The 15,585-nt window shown below is 65.0% G+C and carries 18 protein-coding genes; 8 read left to right on the forward strand and 10 right to left on the reverse strand.

Annotation, left to right across the window (positions count from 1 at the left end; genetic code table 11):
* The first annotated feature begins 79 nt into the window (after positions 1–79).
* Together KUV81_RS00430 and KUV81_RS00435 are read left to right on the forward strand one after the other, a co-directional pair.
* Positions 80–706, forward strand: coding sequence for a hypothetical protein (locus KUV81_RS00430; RefSeq protein WP_222541868.1), 627 nt, complete (start codon positions 80–82; stop codon positions 704–706).
* A gap of 58 nt (positions 707–764) precedes the next feature.
* Complete coding sequence (locus KUV81_RS00435; protein ID WP_222541869.1) at positions 765–1,130, forward strand: DUF952 domain-containing protein; 366 nt, start codon at positions 765–767, stop codon at positions 1,128–1,130.
* Positions 1,131–1,191: 61 nt separating this feature from the next.
* Here KUV81_RS00435 and dxs read toward each other — a convergent pair whose 3' ends face one another.
* The 3 genes from dxs to xseB are packed head-to-tail and all read right to left on the reverse strand — an operon-like array spanning position 1,192 to position 4,204.
* Positions 1,192–3,057, reverse strand: a complete 1,866-nt coding sequence (gene dxs / locus KUV81_RS00440; protein WP_222541870.1) for a 1-deoxy-D-xylulose-5-phosphate synthase — start codon at positions 3,055–3,057, stop codon at positions 1,192–1,194.
* Between the two features lie 26 nt (positions 3,058–3,083).
* The gene (ispA, locus tag KUV81_RS00445; RefSeq protein ID WP_409995551.1) at positions 3,084–3,971 is read right to left on the reverse strand and encodes a (2E,6E)-farnesyl diphosphate synthase; all 888 of its coding nucleotides are present in this window, start codon (positions 3,969–3,971) and stop codon (positions 3,084–3,086) included.
* Positions 3,968–4,204: an exodeoxyribonuclease VII small subunit gene (gene xseB, locus KUV81_RS00450; protein WP_222541872.1), complete on the reverse strand. Its 237-nt coding sequence runs from the start codon at positions 4,202–4,204 to the stop codon at positions 3,968–3,970. The genes ispA and xseB overlap by 4 nt, the downstream gene beginning before the upstream one ends.
* A gap of 198 nt (positions 4,205–4,402) precedes the next feature.
* Between xseB and pomA the strand changes: the two genes are divergently transcribed.
* The 4 genes from pomA to aroG all read left to right on the forward strand — a co-directional run bounded on the left by pomA (position 4,403) and on the right by aroG (position 8,885).
* A complete protein-coding gene (pomA, locus tag KUV81_RS00455; RefSeq protein ID WP_222541873.1) occupies positions 4,403–5,167 on the forward strand; it encodes a flagellar motor protein PomA in 765 nt (254 codons plus the stop codon).
* Complete coding sequence (locus KUV81_RS00460; RefSeq protein ID WP_222541874.1) at positions 5,167–6,114, forward strand: flagellar motor protein MotB; 948 nt, start codon at positions 5,167–5,169, stop codon at positions 6,112–6,114. The genes pomA and KUV81_RS00460 overlap by 1 nt, the downstream gene beginning before the upstream one ends.
* A gap of 128 nt (positions 6,115–6,242) precedes the next feature.
* Entirely contained in the window at positions 6,243–7,697 is a 1,455-nt protein-coding gene (gene thiI, locus KUV81_RS00465) for a tRNA uracil 4-sulfurtransferase ThiI (protein WP_222541875.1), read from the forward strand.
* Positions 7,698–7,826: 129 nt separating this feature from the next.
* Positions 7,827–8,885: a 3-deoxy-7-phosphoheptulonate synthase AroG gene (aroG, locus tag KUV81_RS00470; protein WP_222541876.1), complete on the forward strand. Its 1,059-nt coding sequence runs from the start codon at positions 7,827–7,829 to the stop codon at positions 8,883–8,885.
* A gap of 39 nt (positions 8,886–8,924) precedes the next feature.
* Here aroG and KUV81_RS00475 read toward each other — a convergent pair whose 3' ends face one another.
* Both KUV81_RS00475 and KUV81_RS00480 read right to left on the reverse strand, forming a co-directional pair.
* On the reverse strand, positions 8,925–9,794 hold the full coding sequence (locus tag KUV81_RS00475; RefSeq protein ID WP_222541877.1) for a ketopantoate reductase family protein: 870 nt from the start codon (positions 9,792–9,794) through the stop codon (positions 8,925–8,927).
* Entirely contained in the window at positions 9,791–10,159 is a 369-nt protein-coding gene (locus KUV81_RS00480) for a VanZ family protein (RefSeq protein WP_222541878.1), read from the reverse strand. Before KUV81_RS00480 ends, KUV81_RS00475 begins: the two co-directional genes overlap by 4 nt.
* Before the next feature lie 121 nt (positions 10,160–10,280).
* Here KUV81_RS00480 and KUV81_RS00485 point away from each other — a divergent pair, with 121 nt between their 5' ends.
* Both KUV81_RS00485 and KUV81_RS00490 read left to right on the forward strand, forming a co-directional pair.
* A complete protein-coding gene (locus KUV81_RS00485) occupies positions 10,281–10,766 on the forward strand; it encodes a YajQ family cyclic di-GMP-binding protein (RefSeq protein ID WP_222541879.1) in 486 nt (161 codons plus the stop codon).
* Between the two features lie 137 nt (positions 10,767–10,903).
* Entirely contained in the window at positions 10,904–11,263 is a 360-nt protein-coding gene (locus KUV81_RS00490) for a nuclear transport factor 2 family protein (protein WP_222541880.1), read from the forward strand.
* 50 nt (positions 11,264–11,313) lie between these two features.
* On the opposite strand, the gene KUV81_RS00495 is transcribed toward KUV81_RS00490, so the two are convergent.
* The 5 genes from KUV81_RS00495 to KUV81_RS00515 all read right to left on the reverse strand — a co-directional run bounded on the left by KUV81_RS00495 (position 11,314) and on the right by KUV81_RS00515 (position 15,510).
* Positions 11,314–12,432: a GGDEF domain-containing protein gene (locus KUV81_RS00495; protein ID WP_222541881.1), complete on the reverse strand. Its 1,119-nt coding sequence runs from the start codon at positions 12,430–12,432 to the stop codon at positions 11,314–11,316.
* Between the two features lie 68 nt (positions 12,433–12,500).
* A complete protein-coding gene (locus tag KUV81_RS00500; protein ID WP_222541882.1) occupies positions 12,501–13,895 on the reverse strand; it encodes an AmpG family muropeptide MFS transporter in 1,395 nt (464 codons plus the stop codon).
* Complete coding sequence (locus tag KUV81_RS00505) at positions 13,892–14,257, reverse strand: DUF4156 domain-containing protein (RefSeq protein WP_222541883.1); 366 nt, start codon at positions 14,255–14,257, stop codon at positions 13,892–13,894. Before KUV81_RS00505 ends, KUV81_RS00500 begins: the two co-directional genes overlap by 4 nt.
* Positions 14,258–14,354: 97 nt before the next feature.
* The gene (locus KUV81_RS00510) at positions 14,355–14,945 is read right to left on the reverse strand and encodes a peptidylprolyl isomerase (protein ID WP_222541884.1); all 591 of its coding nucleotides are present in this window, start codon (positions 14,943–14,945) and stop codon (positions 14,355–14,357) included.
* Positions 14,946–14,955: 10 nt separating this feature from the next.
* Positions 14,956–15,510: a YajG family lipoprotein gene (locus KUV81_RS00515; protein WP_222541885.1), complete on the reverse strand. Its 555-nt coding sequence runs from the start codon at positions 15,508–15,510 to the stop codon at positions 14,956–14,958.
* Positions 15,511–15,585: the final 75 nt, after the last annotated feature.

The following is a 15,585-nucleotide window of genomic DNA, read 5'->3' on the forward strand; positions in this document are numbered from 1 at the left end:
AGACTGTGCCCCTTTCCTTAAGTTCCACTTGCAGGCAAACTTTTTTTATAACTGACAAAAAGGCTGATTAAACAGGCTGATGCACCCACTATCCATACGACGCACTTTCCTGGTGGCCACCCTGGCCCTCACCCTGGCCGGCTGTGCCACCCCGCCGCCCCGGGACCCGGAAAACCTGTGCAACATCTTTAAAGAGAATCGAAGCTGGTATAAAGCGGCGAAAAGCACCCGGGACAAGTGGGGGGTGCCGGTGCACGTGCCCATGGCGATGATGTACCAGGAGAGCTCCTTCCGGCACAACGCCCGGCCGCCGATGCAGTACTGGCTGGGCTTTATCCCGGTGGGCCGGGCGTCCAGCGCCTACGGCTACGCCCAGGCCAAGACACTGACCTGGGACGATTACGTGCGGGAGAACAACCGCCGCTTCGCCAGTCGCACCAATTTTGCCGATGCCCATGATTTTATGGGCTGGTTCATCTATAAGTCTCACCAGGTCAACGGCGTGTCCAAGTGGGACGCCTACGCTCAGTACCTCAACTACCACGAGGGGTGGGGCGGCTACCGGCGGGGCACCTTCAACCAGAAGCCCTGGCTCATCAAGGTGTCAAGAACCGTTGACGAGCGGGCCAAGCGTTACGCCGCTCAATACCGCCAATGCGAAAAAGATTTGGACCGCAGCTGGCTGTGGCGGTTGTTTTTCGGGTAAGCAGACAGGATTTCAGGGCGCCTTCGGGCGCCCCAGTTATAGCCACAGGGAGGGGACCATGACCGTACTCTATCGAGTGCTGGGACGAGACGACTGGGAGCAGGCGCAGCTGCTGGGCAGAGTGCCACTGTGCGGCAGCGACCAACGGGCGGGCTGGGTGCACCTCAACTGCCCGGAGGACGTCACCCTGGTGACCGGCCGCTACTTCTTGCCGGAGGAGCAGCCCCTGGCCCTGGAGCTGGATCTGGCGGGTCTGGAGGGCAAGCTGGAGTGGTTGGCCCCGACCCGGGAGAAGAACTGGCAGCAGCCGGTGCTCAAGGTCGCCGCCATCGAGGTGGCCTGGGTGCGGGCAGTCCACGAACTGACCCCCCGTCGCCAGGGGGAGAGCATCCAGTACCGCCTGGGGGTGGCCGAACCGGTCTGAGCCTCGGCGAAAACACAAAAAGCCCGGTCGAAACCGGGCTTTTTTTGTGTGTGGGCGAACCTTACAGGTCGAAGAACGCCTTGGCCTGCTTGACGATGCCGGGGCCGTCCAGCTCCAGCACCGCGTGCATCTCCTCCTGGCTGCCCTGCTCGATAAAGCGATCCGGCAGGCCCAACTGCAGCAGGGGCTTGGCCAGCCCCTGTTGGGCCAGGGACTCCAGCACCGCGGAGCCGGCACCGCCCATGATGGCGTTCTCTTCCAGGGTGATGAGGCGGTCGTGGCCTTCGGCCATCCGCTTGACCATGTCGTGATCCAGCGGCTTGACGAAGCGCATGTTGACCACGGTGGCGTCCAGGGCCTCGGCGGCCTCCAGCGCGTAGGGCAGCATGGTGCCGAAGCTGAAGATGCACAGCCCGGCGCCCTCGCGGCGGACTTCTGCCTTGCCCAGGGGCAGGGCGGTCATCTCGGCCACTGGCTCGGTGCCCATGCCGTTGCCCCGGGGGTAGCGCACCGCCACCGGACCGTTGTGGATATGGCCGGTGTAGAGCATCTGGCGGCACTCGTTCTCGTCCGCCGGGGTCATCACCGTCAGGTTGGGGATGGCGCGCAGGTAGCTGAGATCAAACGCCCCCTGGTGGGTCTGACCGTCGGCGCCCACCAGGCCACCGCGGTCGATGGCGAACAGCACCGGCAGGTTCATGATCCCCACATCGTGGATCACCTGGTCGTAGGCCCGCTGCAGGAAGGTGGAGTAGATGGCCACCACCGGGTTGAGCCCCTCGCAGGCGAAGCCGGCGCCCAGGGTCACCGCGTGCTGCTCGGCGATGGCGGCGTCGAAGTACTTGTCCGGGAAGCGCTGGGAGAACTCCACCATGCCGGAGCCTTCGCGCATCGCCGGGGTGATCGCCACCAGCTTGTCGTCCTGCTCGGCCATGTCGCACAGCCAGTCACCGAACACCTTGGAGAAGGTGGGTTTGCCGGGGGCGGACTTGGGCAGCTTCCACTCCTCGGGGTTGAACTTGGGCACCCCGTGGTAGCCGATGGGGTCCTCCTCCGCCGGCTGGTAGCCTTTGCCCTTCTTGGTCATCACATGGAGGATCTGGGGGCCCTTCAAGTTGCGCATGTTGCGCAGGGTGTCCACCAGCCCTTCCACATCGTGACCGTCGATGGGACCGATGTAGTTGAAGCCCAGCTCCTCAAACAGGGTGCCGGGCACCACCATCCCCTTGAGGTGCTCCTCGGCCCGGCGGGCCAGCTCCTTGATGGGGGGCATGGCGCCCAGCACCTTCTTGCCGCCTTCGCGGATGCTGGTGTAGAGATTGCCGGAGAGCAGACGGGCCATGTGCTTGTTCAGCGCCCCGACGTTCTCCGAGATGGACATCTCGTTGTCGTTGATGATGACCAGCATGTCCTTGTGGATGTCACCGGCGTGGTTGAGCGCCTCGAAGGCCATGCCGCCGGTCAGGGCGCCATCGCCGATCACCGCCACCACCTTGCGGCCCGCCGCTTCGCGGTCGGCGGCGATGGCCATGCCCAGGGCCGCACTGATGGAGGTGCTGGAGTGGCCCACGCTGAAGGTGTCGAACTCGCTCTCTTCCCGCCAGGGGAAGGGGTGCAGGCCATCCTTCTGGCGGATGGTGTGCATCTGCTCCGCCCGGCCGGTCAGGATCTTGTGGGGGTAGGCCTGGTGGCCCACGTCCCACACCAGACGATCGAAGGGCGTGTTGTAGACGTAGTGCAGTGCCAGGGTGAGTTCGACGGCGCCGAGGCCCGAGGCCAGGTGGCCGGAGGAGCGGCTGACCGAGCGCAGCAGGAAGGTGCGCACCTCATCGGCCAGCGGGGTCAGTTGTTCTTGGGGCAACTGCCGCAGCTGCTCGGGCATCAGGGCTTTCGACAGCAGCGGGTAGTCAGACAGGTCCTGGCTCATTATCCGTGTTCGCTTTGGTGTGACTGTTACTGGCCGCGCTCGATGATGTAGCGAGCGAAGGCCTGAAGTTGTTCGGTATTGTACGGCAACTGGTCCAGGGCTGTCAGGGCGTCCTGGTACAGAGTCTGCGCCGCATCACGAGCGCCGTCCAGGCCGAGCAGGGCGGGGAAGGTGCTCTTGTCCGCCGCCAGGTCCGATCCCTGGGGCTTGCCCAGCTGGTCTGTATCGGCGGTGATGTCCAGGATGTCGTCCTGAACCTGAAACGCCAGACCCACCTTTTCGGCGTACTGCAGCAGGGCGCTTCGGTGGGCCGGGTCCAAATTGGGTACGCCGTAGCTGCCCAGCTCCACGGCGGCGCGGATCAGGGCGCCGGTCTTGAGTCTGTGCAGCTGGGTCAGCTGGTCAAGCTCGATACGCTGGCCGGTGCTGGCCAGATCGATCGCCTGGCCACCGCACATGCCGTTGTACCCGGAGGCCCGGGCCAGGGCCCGGATCATGGCGATACGCTGGGGTTCCAGCTCTGCCGGCAGGGGGGACTCGGCCAGCAGCTCGTAGGCCAGCCCCTGCAGGGCGTCACCGGCCAAGATGGCGGTGGCCTCGTCGAAGGCGATGTGCACCGTGGGCTGGCCCCGGCGCAGGTGATCGTCGTCCATCGCCGGCAGGTCGTCGTGGATCAGGGAGTAGGCGTGGATGCACTCGACGGCGGCGGCCAGGGGATCCAGCGCCGCTTCGTCGGCCCCCAGCATGGTGCCGGTGGCGTAGACCAGGAAGGGGCGGGCGCGTTTGCCCCCCAGCAGGGTGCCGTAGCGCATCGCCTCCAGCAGTCGGGTGTCGGTCACCGGCATCTTGGCGAACAGATCCGCCAGCACCCCGTTGACCCGGGTCTGGTAGTGGCCCAGTGCCTGATGCATCAGGCCTCCTCGGTGCCGAAGGGCTGAAGGGGGGCGTCCGGGCTCTGGCTCAGGATGCTGACCTGCTGCTGCGCCTGCTCCAGCTTCTGCTGGCTGGCGCGCACCAGGCCGATGCCCCGTTCAAACTGGCTGAGGGCCTGCTCCAGGGGGATCTCCCCCTGCTCCAGCTGGGCCACAATCCCCTCCAGCTCGGCCAGGGCCGCCTCGAAGCTCATATTTTCCGGTTTTTTCGCCACAGTGGGACTCCCATCAACTAAGGGGCTAAAAGGTACTGCTTTGGGCCCCCTGGATCAATGAAGCAGCGCCCAGCTTCGGGATTTTTCTCTAAACTTGCCAGTGCCGGAACCGATAAGGACAATAGGGCAGCATTTTCAACTCGCTGCGGCCGTCTTTGGTCAAGTAACCCCTTAACTGGATTGTAGCTAGGAGCATCTGTGGATCTGGCAACCCTCATCGGCCTTATCGGTGCCTTTGCCTTTGTGATCATGGCCATGGTCCAGGGCGGTGACGTCATGATTTTCTTCAACGTGCAGTCGGTGCTCATCGTGATGCTGGGCTCGCTGTTCGTGGTGATGATGAAATTCAACCTGCGACAGTTCCTGGGGGCGGTGAAGATCGCCGCCAAGGCCTTCATGTTCAAGCTGGACAAGCCGGAGGAGCTGATCGACCAGTCGGTGACCATGGCCGACTCCGCCCGCAAGGGGGGCTTCCTCGCCCTGGAGGAGGCGGAGGTCAACAATAGCTTTATGAAGAAGGCGGTGGATCTGCTGGTGGACGGTCACGACGCCGAAGTGGTGCGCGGGGCCCTGTCCAAGGACATCGGCCTGACCGCCGAGCGTCACACCCAGGGGATCGACATCTTCCGCAAGCTGGGGGACGTGGCCCCGGCGATGGGGATGATCGGCACCCTGATCGGTCTGGTGGCCATGCTCAACAACATGGACGACCCCAAAACCATCGGTCCGGCCATGGCGGTGGCCCTGCTGACCACCCTCTATGGGGCGATCATCGCCAACATGGTGGCCCTGCCCATCGCTGACAAGCTGGAGCTGCGGATGCAGGAGGAGATGCTCAACCGCCGGCTCATCATGGACGCGGTGCTGGCGATCCAGGACGGTCAGAACCCCAGGGTGATCGAGGGCTTCCTCAAGAACTACCTCAATGAGAAGAAGCGCGCCATCGACACCACGGAGGATTGATGTCGGATCTGACCCCCAAGCGACAGAAGAAGGCCGGCGCCCCGGCCTGGATGGCCACCTTCGCGGACCTGGCCACCCTGCTAATGTGCTTCTTCGTGCTGCTGCTGGCCTTCTCCGAGATGGACGTGCTCAAGTTCAAGCAGATCGCCGGCTCCATGAAGTACGCCTTCGGGGTGCAGAATAAGCTGGATGTGAAGGACATCCCCCGGGGCACCTCGGTGATCGCCCAGGAGTTTCGCCCCGGCCGCCCCGAGCCCACCCCCATCGACGTGATTCAGCAGCAGACCGTGGAGTTCACCCGCGACATGCTCAACTACCAGCCCGGTGAGTCCGACGAGGCCGGTGGTCAGCAGAACCAGAGCGGCAACAGCCGCGGCGGAAGCTCGACCCAGACCGCCAACCAGCCCCGCGAGCAGGCCCGGGCGCCCCAGTCCGCCCAGGCCGCCTCCGCCTCGGACGCCGACCACGTCAACGATCTGGCCAAAAAGATCGCCCACCAGCTGGAGGATCAGATCCTCGACGGTGCCATCGAAGTGGAATCCCTGGGCCAGCAGATCATCATCCGCATCCGCGAGAAGGGCGCCTTCCCCGCCGGCTCCGCCTTCCTGCAACCCCGTTTCCGTCCGGTGATCCACGCGGTGGGCAACCTGCTTAAGGACGTGCCCGGCATCGTCAGCGTCACCGGCCACAGCGACAACACCAGCATCGACAACGAGCTGTACCGCTCCAACTGGGAGCTCTCCAGCCAGCGGGCAGTGGCGGTGGGCCACGAACTGTTGCGGGTGCAGGGGTTTGATCCGGGGCGGATGGAGCTGCGCGGTGTGGCGGACAACGAGCCGCTGGTCAGCAACGACACCTGGGAGGGGCGGGTGCGCAACCGCCGGGTGGAGATCGCCATCAACCAGGGTAAGCCCAAGACCTCCGAAGAGATCCAGGTGATGCCCTGAGCCGGCCGCGGCCGCCTTTGCGCAGCCGCGGGGGGAGTTCTATGCTCCCAAAAGCACCGGGAGGCTCCCGCGCCGTGCCGCCCTGGGGTATAATCCCGCGCTTTTAGAGCTTAGGTGTCAGACAGGTCATGAAATTTATCGTCAAGCTGCACTCGGAAGTGATGATCAAATCCAAGCCGGTGCGCAAGCGTTTCTCCAAGATGCTGGTGTCCAACATCCGCAACGTGCTGCGGAAAGTGGACGAGGAGGCGCGGGTCCGGTTCAACTGGGATCACATCGTGATCAGCAGCCGGAATGACGACAGTGACCTGCGTGATCGCTACGTGGCCAAGCTCCAGTGCATCCCCGGGATCACCCACTTCCTCGAGGTGACCCAGCACCCCTTCGAGACCGTCGACGACATCTACCAGCACACCCAGCGGATCTTCGGCGAGCGCCTGGCGGGCAAGACCTTCTGCGTGCGGGTCAAGCGCTCCGGCAACCACGAGTTCAGCTCCCTGGACGTGGAGCGCTACGTCGGTGGCGGCCTGAACCAGCATTGCGATACCGCCGGAGTCAAGCTCAAGAACCCGGACTTCACCGTCCACATCCAGATCGAAGAAGACAAGTGCTACCTGGTGGAGCATCGCCACGAGGGGCTGGGGGGCTTCCCCATCGGCACCCAGGAGGACGTGCTCAGCCTGATCTCCGGCGGCTTCGACTCCGGCGTCTCTACCTACCAGGCGATCAAGCGGGGCACCCGCACCCACTACTGCTTCTTCAACCTCGGCGGCGCCGACCACGAGCGTGGCGTGAAGGAGGTGGCCTACTACCTCTGGCACAAGTACGGCAGCTCCCACAAGGTGCGCTTCATCTCCGTGCCCTTCGAACCGGTGGTGGAGGAGATCCTGGAGCGGGTCGATAATGGCCAGATGGGGGTGGTGCTGAAGCGGATGATGATGAAGGTGGCGGCGGAGGTGGCGGCCCGGTTCGACATCCCCGCGCTGGTCACCGGCGAGGCGATGGGCCAGGTCTCCTCCCAGACCCTGTCCAACCTCAACGTCATTGACCGCGCCACCGACACCGTGATCCTGCGTCCGCTGATCACCTGGGACAAGCAGGAGATCGTCGACACCGCCCGGCACATCGGCACCGCGCCCTTTGCCGAGGTGATGCCGGAGTACTGCGGGGTGATCTCCCAGCGCCCCACCGTCAAGGCGGTGCTCAGCAAGATCGAAGCCGAGGAGGCCAAGTTCTCCGAGGATCTCATTGAGCGGGTGCTGGAAGCTGCCCAGGTACAGGACATTCGGGAGTTGGCCATGGCACAAACCACTCAGACCGTGGAGATGGAAACCGTCCAGCAGGCGGCCGATGGCGAGGTGATCCTCGACATCCGCGCCCCGGAGGAGGAGGAGCAGAGCCCGCTGGAGGTGCCCGGCAGCGAGGTGATCACCCTGCCGTTCTTCAAGCTGGCCAGCCAGTTCGATTCCCTGGACCCCCAGCGCACCTACCTGCTCTACTGCGACCGTGGGGTGATGAGCAAGCTCCAGGCCCTCTATCTGCAGGAGCAGGGACACCAGAACGTTAAGGTATACCGGCCCTGAGCCCGGCTCCTCCCCTAAGCGGCGCCCTCGGGCGCCGTTTTTTGTTGGCTTTCCTCAAGGCTGTGATAGGGTACAGGAGTCAAAGCCATCCAGAAGGCCAAATTTTCCTCCAATCACAGTGTGGTAGCCATGTATTACAAGAATGACGATGTTCGCATCAACGAAATCAAAGAACTCCTTCCCCCCATCGCCATTCTGGAACGATTTCCGGCTACCGAAGTGGCCTCCGAGACCGTGTTTAACGCCCGTCGGGCGATCCACAAGCTGCTGCAGCGGGAGGACGATCGCCTGCTGGTGGTGATCGGGCCCTGCTCCATCCACGACCCCGAGGCCGCCCTGGAGTACGGCCGCCGCCTCAAGGCGCTGCGGGACCAGTACCAGGACACCCTGGAGGTGGTGATGCGGGTCTATTTCGAAAAGCCCCGCACCACCGTGGGCTGGAAGGGGCTTATCAATGACCCGGGTCTGGACAACAGCTTCCGCCTCAACGACGGTCTGCGCACCGCCCGCAAGCTGCTGGTGGATCTCAACGATCTGGGCCTGCCCACTGCCGGGGAGTACCTGGACATGATCACCCCCCAGTACGTGGCAGACATGATGAGCTGGGGGGCCATCGGCGCCCGCACCACCGAGTCCCAGGTACACCGGGAGCTGGCCTCCGGCCTCTCCTGCCCGGTAGGGTTCAAAAACGGCACCGACGGCACCATCAAGATCGCCATCGACGCCATCGCCTCCGCCAGTGCGCCGCACCACTTCCTCTCGGTGACCAAGTACGGTCACTCCGCCATCGTTGCTACCGCCGGCAACCCGGATTGCCACATCATCCTGCGGGGGGGCAAGGCCCCCAACTACCAGGCGGAGCACGTGCAGCGGATCAGCGCCGAGCTGGCGGACGCCGGGCTGCCCCAGAACCTGATGATCGACTTCAGCCACGCCAACAGCCAGAAGCAGTACCAGCGTCAGCTCAACGTCTGCGAGGACGTCGCCGGCCAATTGGCGGCGGGGGAGCGGGCGATCTTCGGGGTGATGATCGAAAGCCACCTGGTGGAGGGGCGTCAGGATCTGGCTGCCGGCAAGGCCCTGACCTTCGGCCAGAGTGTCACCGACGCCTGCATCGGCTGGGCGGACACCGAGCGGGTGCTGGCCCAGCTCTCCGACGGGGTGGCCCGTCGCCGACAGGCCGGCTGAGCCTACAACGAAAAAAGGCCCGCGATTGCGGGCCTTTTTTTATGCCGGGGCGAGCGAGGCCATCAGGCGCCGGTGATGGGGGCAGGGCAGTTCAAGTCGCCGGGCTTCGGCCAGCAGGTAGCCGGTGATGGCGGGCAGCTCGGTGGGCCGGCCCGCCTCCACGTCCTGCAGCATGGAGGAGCGGTTGGCGGCGGTGGCCTGGGCCACAGTCAGCACCCGGTCGCGGACGGCCTCGGCAGGCTCCGGGTAGCCCAGGGCCTGGCCCAGTGCGGTGATCTCCTGGCACAGGGCGGCGATCTCCGGCTGATAGGCGGCCTTGAGCAGCGCGCCGTTGGGGACCCGGTCCCGGGCGGTCAGCGGGTTGATCACCAGATTGACCGTCAGTTTCTGCCACAGGGCGGCGAGGATGTCGGGGTCGGACTCGAACCCCAGGGTGGCCAGGGCCGGGGGGATCGGAGCATCGGGGCCCAGTGGGCCGGCCCGGCGCACGCCCTGACCGGTGTGGCGAACCTGTCGGGGGGCCAGGCGCAGGGCGCCGTCGGTCAGGCTGCCCGCCCACCAGGAGTGGGTAGGCCAGCGCTTGGGGGCCTCGAACTGGGGGCCCAGGCCGTTGTGCAATAACACCACGGGCACCGAATTCGGCAGCCAGGTCATCAAGGGGGCCAGGGCCTCCAGGCAGTGGTGGGCCTTGGTCAGCACCAGCACCAGGCTGAGTGGGTTGGGGCGGTCGCTGGGATGGCGGGGCAGCTCGGCCTGCCGGGTTTGGCCGTCAAGGCCGATAAGCTGGTGCGGGAGGGTTTCTGGCTGGCCGCCGGGGCGGGTCAGCAGGTGCGCCGGGAGCCCGTGCTCAATCAATTGGTGGGCCAGAAGCTGACCCAGGGCACCGGCACCGAGGACGCCAACGGTCATGGGCGGTGCCAGCGGCGCAACAGCAACAGCAGCAGGTGGAAGCCCAGGGCGCCGGCCATGTCCGCCGCCAGATCCGCCAGATCGGCGCTGCGGTAGGGCAGTTGGGATTGCACCACCTCGATGGCGGCCGCATAGGCCAGCAGCAGGGTGAGCTGGGTCAGGGGGCGCCAGTTGGTGGCCAGTTGCAGCAGGGCGGCCAGGAAGAAGAAGGCGCCCAGGTGGCCCAGCTTATCGAAGTGATCGAACGGCTGTCTGTAGCCCGGCTTGGAGAACACCATCACCGAGGTCACTACCAGCGCCAGCAGCAGCATCATCTGGCCGAGTCGGCGCTGATCCCGGTTGGGTTGTACGATTAATTGCAACATGGGCGCATCTTAAGAGGCTTGCTCCTCGGTGTCATTAAAAAAGCGTAGGCGGTGATCCCTCGCGGTGCGGGCACCGGGCCGATGGGGTACACTTGCCCAAAAATTATGGTAGGAGAATCCCATGCCGTCATTTGACATCGTGTCCGAGGTGGACGCGGTCGAGATCAAAAACGCCGTCGACAACGCCAGCCGCGAGCTGGACACCCGCTTCGATTTCCGCGGTGTCGAGGCCAGCTTTGCCTATAAGGATCTGGTGGTCACCATGAAGGCGGAGGCGGAGTTTCAGATCCAGCAGATGGAAACCATCCTGCGGGGCAACCTGGCCAAGCGCAAGGTGGACGCCGACGCCATGCAGCTGGCGAGCAAAGCGGAGTTCTCCGGCAAAACCGTCTCTCGCAACGCCACCTTCCGGGAGGGGATCGAGCAGGACTTTGCCAAGAAGCTGGTGAAACTCATCAAGGACGCCAAGCTCAAGGTGCAGGCCTCCATCCAGGGCGACAAGGTGCGGGTCACCGGCAAGAAGCGGGATGATCTGCAGGCGGTGATGGCCCTGCTGCGCGGCGAAAACCTGGATCAGCCGGTTCAGTTCAACAACTTCCGCGACTGAGCCGCCCTGGCCATGATGACAACGGGCTGCCCTGGGGCGGCCCATTTTTTTTCGTTTAACCCCGCTTAAACGGTGGCATTGGGCCCGGTCTGTGTGGGAGGTTGGTCCGTCGATGATGTTCCAGAAGAGGTGATGTAATGACGCCAAAAGCGCTGGTGGAGAAGTGGGTTGAGGCGTTTAATGCCGGAGATGCCCGGGTTATTGGCGATTTTTATGCGCCGGATGCGGTCAACCATCAGGTGGCCAATGAGCCTGTGGTGGGCAAAGAGGCGATCACCGCCATGTTCGAGGTGGAGTTTGCCCAGGCGGAGATGGTCTGCCTGGTGGAGAACCTCTTCGAGGACGGTGACTGGGCGATCCTGGAGTGGAAAGACCCCCTGGGCCTGAGAGGCTGCGGCTTCTTCCAGGTCAAAGCGGGCAAGATCGTGTTCCAGCGTGGCTACTGGGACAAACTCAGCTTCTTACGCCAGCACCGGCTGCCGCTGCCCACGGAGTGAGGGGGCCCTGACAACGTAAAACGCCGGCGTGATGCCGGCGTTTTACGTTGTCAGGCGGTCATGGCGGCAAACTGGGTGTTGTTGCGGCCCTGTCGCTTGGCGTGGAGGAGGCGCTGGTCCGCCTCCTCCAGCAGCTGTTGGGGTGTGGCGTGGTCGTCGGTCAGGCCGCTGACCCCGGCGCTGAAGGTCAGGGACAGCGGCTTGGCCAGCCCCAGCTCGAAGGGGGCGTCGTTCACTGCCCGGGTCAGCTTGCGCATCACCTGGCGGGCTTCCACCATGGAGGTCTGGCTCAGCACCAGGCAAAACTCCTCTCCCCCCACCCGGGCCAGCAGGTCACCGCCACGCAGCGCGCCTTGCAGCCGCTGGCCGAAGGCCACCAGGGCCTTGTCTCCCACCCCGTGGCCGAAGCGGTCGTTCACCGACTTGAAGTTGTCCAGATCCAGCATCACCACAGACAGGGGCTGTTGGTTGCGTCGGGCCCGGTGCAGGGTCAGCTCCAGGTGCTGACTCAAAAAGGCGCGGTTGTAGAGCCCGGTCAGGGGGTCGTGCAGGGCGTCCTGCTCCAGGGCGCTGGCCCGTTTGACCAGCACCCAGGCCAGGATCGCGGCCATCAACAGGAAGATGAGCCGGCTGGCCTGGTCCGGCAGGTAGAGCTCACCATAGCGGGCCAGCCAGCGGGGATCCGTGGTGGCCGGATCGTACCGGGGCAGGGCAACCGCCAGCAGGGCCAGGTAGGAACCGATGGCCAGGACGCCGCCGTAGAGGCTCAGCCGCCGATCGTAGCGCAGCGCCGTGGTGGTGATGGCCAGGAAGTAGAGGCAGAAGGTGCCCTTGTTGTTCACCAGCGCCAGCGGCGTCTCCCGGCTGAGGTAATCCAGCCACAGCCCCAGGGTGATAAAGGAGATGTCCAGGGTGACCGAGAAGAAGGCCATGGCTGGGACATACTCCCGCCGTTTCAGGAAGGTGCGCCACAGCAGGGCCACCCCGAGGGCGCCGTAGCTGACGCCCAGGGCCAGGGTGAGATCGCTGCCGGTCAGCAATTTGTAGCTGGGCACCAGGGTGATGAGCAGGATCAGCACCACCCGAAGCCGTGCCATGGTGTGCTCGCCTGACGACGCTGCCGCCAGGGTGCTGTGACCAGGCCCCTGCCAGAGCCGCGAAACCTTCATTGCCCAAGTCCTTGGCAAATGTTGGAAGTATGTTAATTAAAACAGGTCGTTGCGTTCAGGTCGAGCAATTATCCACCAGCGTCCTGGGGCTTGGCCTGGGCGGCATCGGGGGTGGGGGAGAGGGGTTGGCGCTGCAGCAGGGCAATCAGCCCCAGCACCGGCACCCCCAGCAGGCTGGCAAACACGAAGAACCACTCGTAGCCGACGGCGTCCACCACCACCCCGGAGAAGCCCGCCACAAACTTGGGAAACAGCAGCATCATCGAGGAGAGCAGGGCGTACTGGGTGGCGGAGTAGGCGGTGTTCACCAGGCTCGACAGGTAGGCGATAAAGGCGGAGGTGGCGATCCCGGCGCTCAGGTTGTCGGCACTGATGGCGAACACCAGCAGGGTGAGGTTGTAGCCGACGTGGGCCTGGACGGCGAAAAGCAGGTTGGTGGCCGCCACCAGCAGCGCGCCGAGAAAGAGGATGCGGATGGTGCCGAAGCGGTACACCAGGGCGCCGCCCAGGGCGGCCCCCACCAGGGTCATGATCACCCCGAACACTTTTGAGACCGCGGCGATCTCCGCCTTGGAGAAGCCCATGTCGATGTAGAACACGTTGGCCATCACCCCCATCACCACGTCGGAGATGCGGTAGCAGGCAATCAGGGCCAGGATCAGCAGCGCCTGGCGGCCGTAGCGGGCAAAGAAGTCGCGGAAGGGCGCCACCAGTGCGCTGTAGCCCCAGGCCAGCAGCCGGGCCAGGGGCGCCGGCAGGTGGGCCAGTCGGGCCAGCTGCGCGGCCTGATCCGACTCCGCCTGGCGGCGGTCCACCTCAGGTTCGCTGGCCAACAGGGTGGTGAGCAGTCCCACTCCCATGGCGGCGGCCATCACCAGGTAGGCGGTGCGCCAGGCTTCCACCCGATAGACGTCGGGATCGGGATCCGCCCAGGCGGCGATGGCCAGGGCACCGGCGCTGGAGAGGATCATCGCCAGGCGATACCCCATCTGGTAGGCGGCGGCCAGGGCGGCCTGCATCTTCTCCGGGGCCGCCTCGATGCGAAAGGCGTCCACCACGATGTCCTGGGTGGCGGAGGCGAAGGCCACCAGCAGGGCAAAACCCACCAGGGTAAACAACTGGGCGGTGGGGTCGGTGCCCGCCATCCCCACCAGCCCCAGGATCAGGGTCAGCTGGGCCAGCAGCAGCCAGGCCCGGCGTCGGCCGAAAAAGCGGGAGAGCAGCGGCAGGGGCAGGCGATCCACCAGGGGGGCCCAGAGAAACTTAACGCTGTAGGCCAGGGTCACCCAACTGAGAAAGCCGATGGTGGCCCGCTCGATCCCCGCTTCCCGCAACCAGGCGGAGAGGGTGCCGAACACCAGCATCAGGGGCAGGCCGGAGGAGAAGCCCAGGGCCAGCAGCACCAGCACCCGCTTGTGGGCGTAGACCTTGAGGGCGCCGAGCCGGTCCATCAGGCCGGTCATGCGTCGGGCCCGTCATGCCCGGTGTCGTCCGGGCAATGGTAGATGTGGCCGACGTAGGTCACCGAGGTGGCGAAGTCCATCATCTCCTTGATCTCCACCAGATTGCCGCCAATCTCGGCGGCGTGGTTGCGCAGCTGGTTGAGGGCGCCGGTGGTCAAATCGAAGTTGCTGATGAACAGGTAGGTGTACCAGTGGCCTTCGGAGCCGACCCAGGTGTCCAGGCGTCGGCACTGGGTCAGTGGCGTGGCGTTATCGAACACCATGGTGATCGCCTCGGCCTCCGAGTCTCTGGGGGTGACCTCGGTGAAGGTGGCGCAGCCGGTCAGCGTCAGCGCCGCAAGGAGGGCGGGCCAGATTCGCATGGGCACTCCAGAGCCAGAGCCGGCCAGGGCCGGCGCAATTGAGGAAGGGGTCTGCCGCTAGGGTACGGGAGAAGCGCCGCTGGGTACAAGGTCGGGCTCACTCCGGCAGCAGGGTGGCTTTTTTCAGCACCAGCGGGGTCACCGGCACGGTGCCGCCGGCGATCTCGGCGTGATCGCCGGTCTCCACCGCGGCCATGGCTTCGAGCACCTCCAGCCCCTCCACCACTTCGCCGAACACCGCGTAGCCCCAGCGGCGGCTGGAGGGATCCAGACGCTCGTTGTCCGCCACGTTGAAGTAGAACTGGTTGGTGGCGCTGTGGGGATCGTCGGTGCGGGCCATGGCGATGGTGCCCATCTGGTTGGACAGGCCGTTGCCGGACTCGTTAACCACAGGATCCCGCTCCGTCACTGCCGCGTAGTCAGTGAGGTAGCCGCCGCCCTGGACCACAAAATCGCCGATCACCCGGTGGAACACCGTGTTGTCGTAGGCGCCGTCCACCACGTAGAGCAGGAAGTTGTCCACGGTGCGCTCCGCCCGGCTGCGATCCAGCTCCACCACCAGGGTGCCAAGACTGGTCTCCATCTGCACCTTGGGAAAGAGATTGCCGGGTTGAATGCGGGGGTCATCGGCGGCCTGGACCAGGGCGGTCAGGCTGAGGGTGAAAGCCAGGAGGAGGGCGCGCATCATCGAGGTGTCCTTACTGAATGAATTGGTGCAGTTCCGGGTCGTTCAACATGCTGTTGAGCAACTGGTTGAGGCGGTCGTTGACCTCCCGCTCCAGGCGGGCCATGTCCACCCGCATCACCCCCTTGAGGGTGCCCCTGGCCTGGTAGCGTTTGACCAGCTGCCGACCGTCCTTGTCCACCACCACGCTGGCGATGGCGTAGCTGGTGGCGGTGTGGTTGAGGCTGCCCTGTTCCACGTCCACCAGCAGCTGCTCCAGGGTCAGGTTCAGGCGCACCTCCCCCAGACGGTCCAGGTCGTAGCCCTGGCCCTGCAGCCCCTGGCGCAGGCCGGACTCCAGCAGCGCCCGGGGGTTGCTGCCGGCACTGACCAGCTGGGCCGGCTGATCCTCCCGCTGGATCCGCACCAGGAAGGTCTCGGTGCGGTGGTCCTGGCTGGTCAGGTCGATGCCCACCTGGTGGTCGGCGCGCAGGGTGGGGAAGGGTTCGGTGGGGGCCAAAATCAGCTGCTCCGGCTGACTGGCGCAGCCGCCCAGGGCGAGGGCGGCAATCAAAAACAGTCTTTTCATCAAGTTACCCCTGAATCAATCGATGCCAAGCAGGATACCCGATTCTGAAACACAGATCTTGTGGTCGCCGTGGCC

It is taken from the genome of Ferrimonas balearica (assembly GCF_019802085.1).
GTDB classification, from domain to species: domain Bacteria; phylum Pseudomonadota; class Gammaproteobacteria; order Enterobacterales; family Shewanellaceae; genus Ferrimonas; species Ferrimonas balearica_B.

Coding starts and splice junctions, on each gene's coding strand:
- KUV81_RS00430 (WP_222541868.1), top strand. CDS start 80: ATGCACCCACTATCCATACGACGCACTTTCCTGGTGGCCACCCTGGCC.
- KUV81_RS00435 (WP_222541869.1), top strand. CDS start 765: ATGACCGTACTCTATCGAGTGCTGGGACGAGACGACTGGGAGCAGGCG.
- dxs (WP_222541870.1), bottom strand. CDS start 3,057: ATGAGCCAGGACCTGTCTGACTACCCGCTGCTGTCGAAAGCCCTGATG.
- KUV81_RS00460 (WP_222541874.1), top strand. CDS start 5,167: ATGTCGGATCTGACCCCCAAGCGACAGAAGAAGGCCGGCGCCCCGGCC.
- thiI (WP_222541875.1), top strand. CDS start 6,243: ATGAAATTTATCGTCAAGCTGCACTCGGAAGTGATGATCAAATCCAAG.
- aroG (WP_222541876.1), top strand. CDS start 7,827: ATGTATTACAAGAATGACGATGTTCGCATCAACGAAATCAAAGAACTC.
- KUV81_RS00475 (WP_222541877.1), bottom strand. CDS start 9,794: ATGACCGTTGGCGTCCTCGGTGCCGGTGCCCTGGGTCAGCTTCTGGCC.
- KUV81_RS00480 (WP_222541878.1), bottom strand. CDS start 10,159: ATGTTGCAATTAATCGTACAACCCAACCGGGATCAGCGCCGACTCGGC.
- KUV81_RS00485 (WP_222541879.1), top strand. CDS start 10,281: ATGCCGTCATTTGACATCGTGTCCGAGGTGGACGCGGTCGAGATCAAA.
- KUV81_RS00490 (WP_222541880.1), top strand. CDS start 10,904: ATGACGCCAAAAGCGCTGGTGGAGAAGTGGGTTGAGGCGTTTAATGCC.
- KUV81_RS00495 (WP_222541881.1), bottom strand. CDS start 12,432: ATGAAGGTTTCGCGGCTCTGGCAGGGGCCTGGTCACAGCACCCTGGCG.
- KUV81_RS00500 (WP_222541882.1), bottom strand. CDS start 13,895: ATGACCGGCCTGATGGACCGGCTCGGCGCCCTCAAGGTCTACGCCCAC.
- KUV81_RS00505 (WP_222541883.1), bottom strand. CDS start 14,257: ATGCGAATCTGGCCCGCCCTCCTTGCGGCGCTGACGCTGACCGGCTGC.
- KUV81_RS00510 (WP_222541884.1), bottom strand. CDS start 14,945: ATGATGCGCGCCCTCCTCCTGGCTTTCACCCTCAGCCTGACCGCCCTG.
- KUV81_RS00515 (WP_222541885.1), bottom strand. CDS start 15,510: ATGAAAAGACTGTTTTTGATTGCCGCCCTCGCCCTGGGCGGCTGCGCC.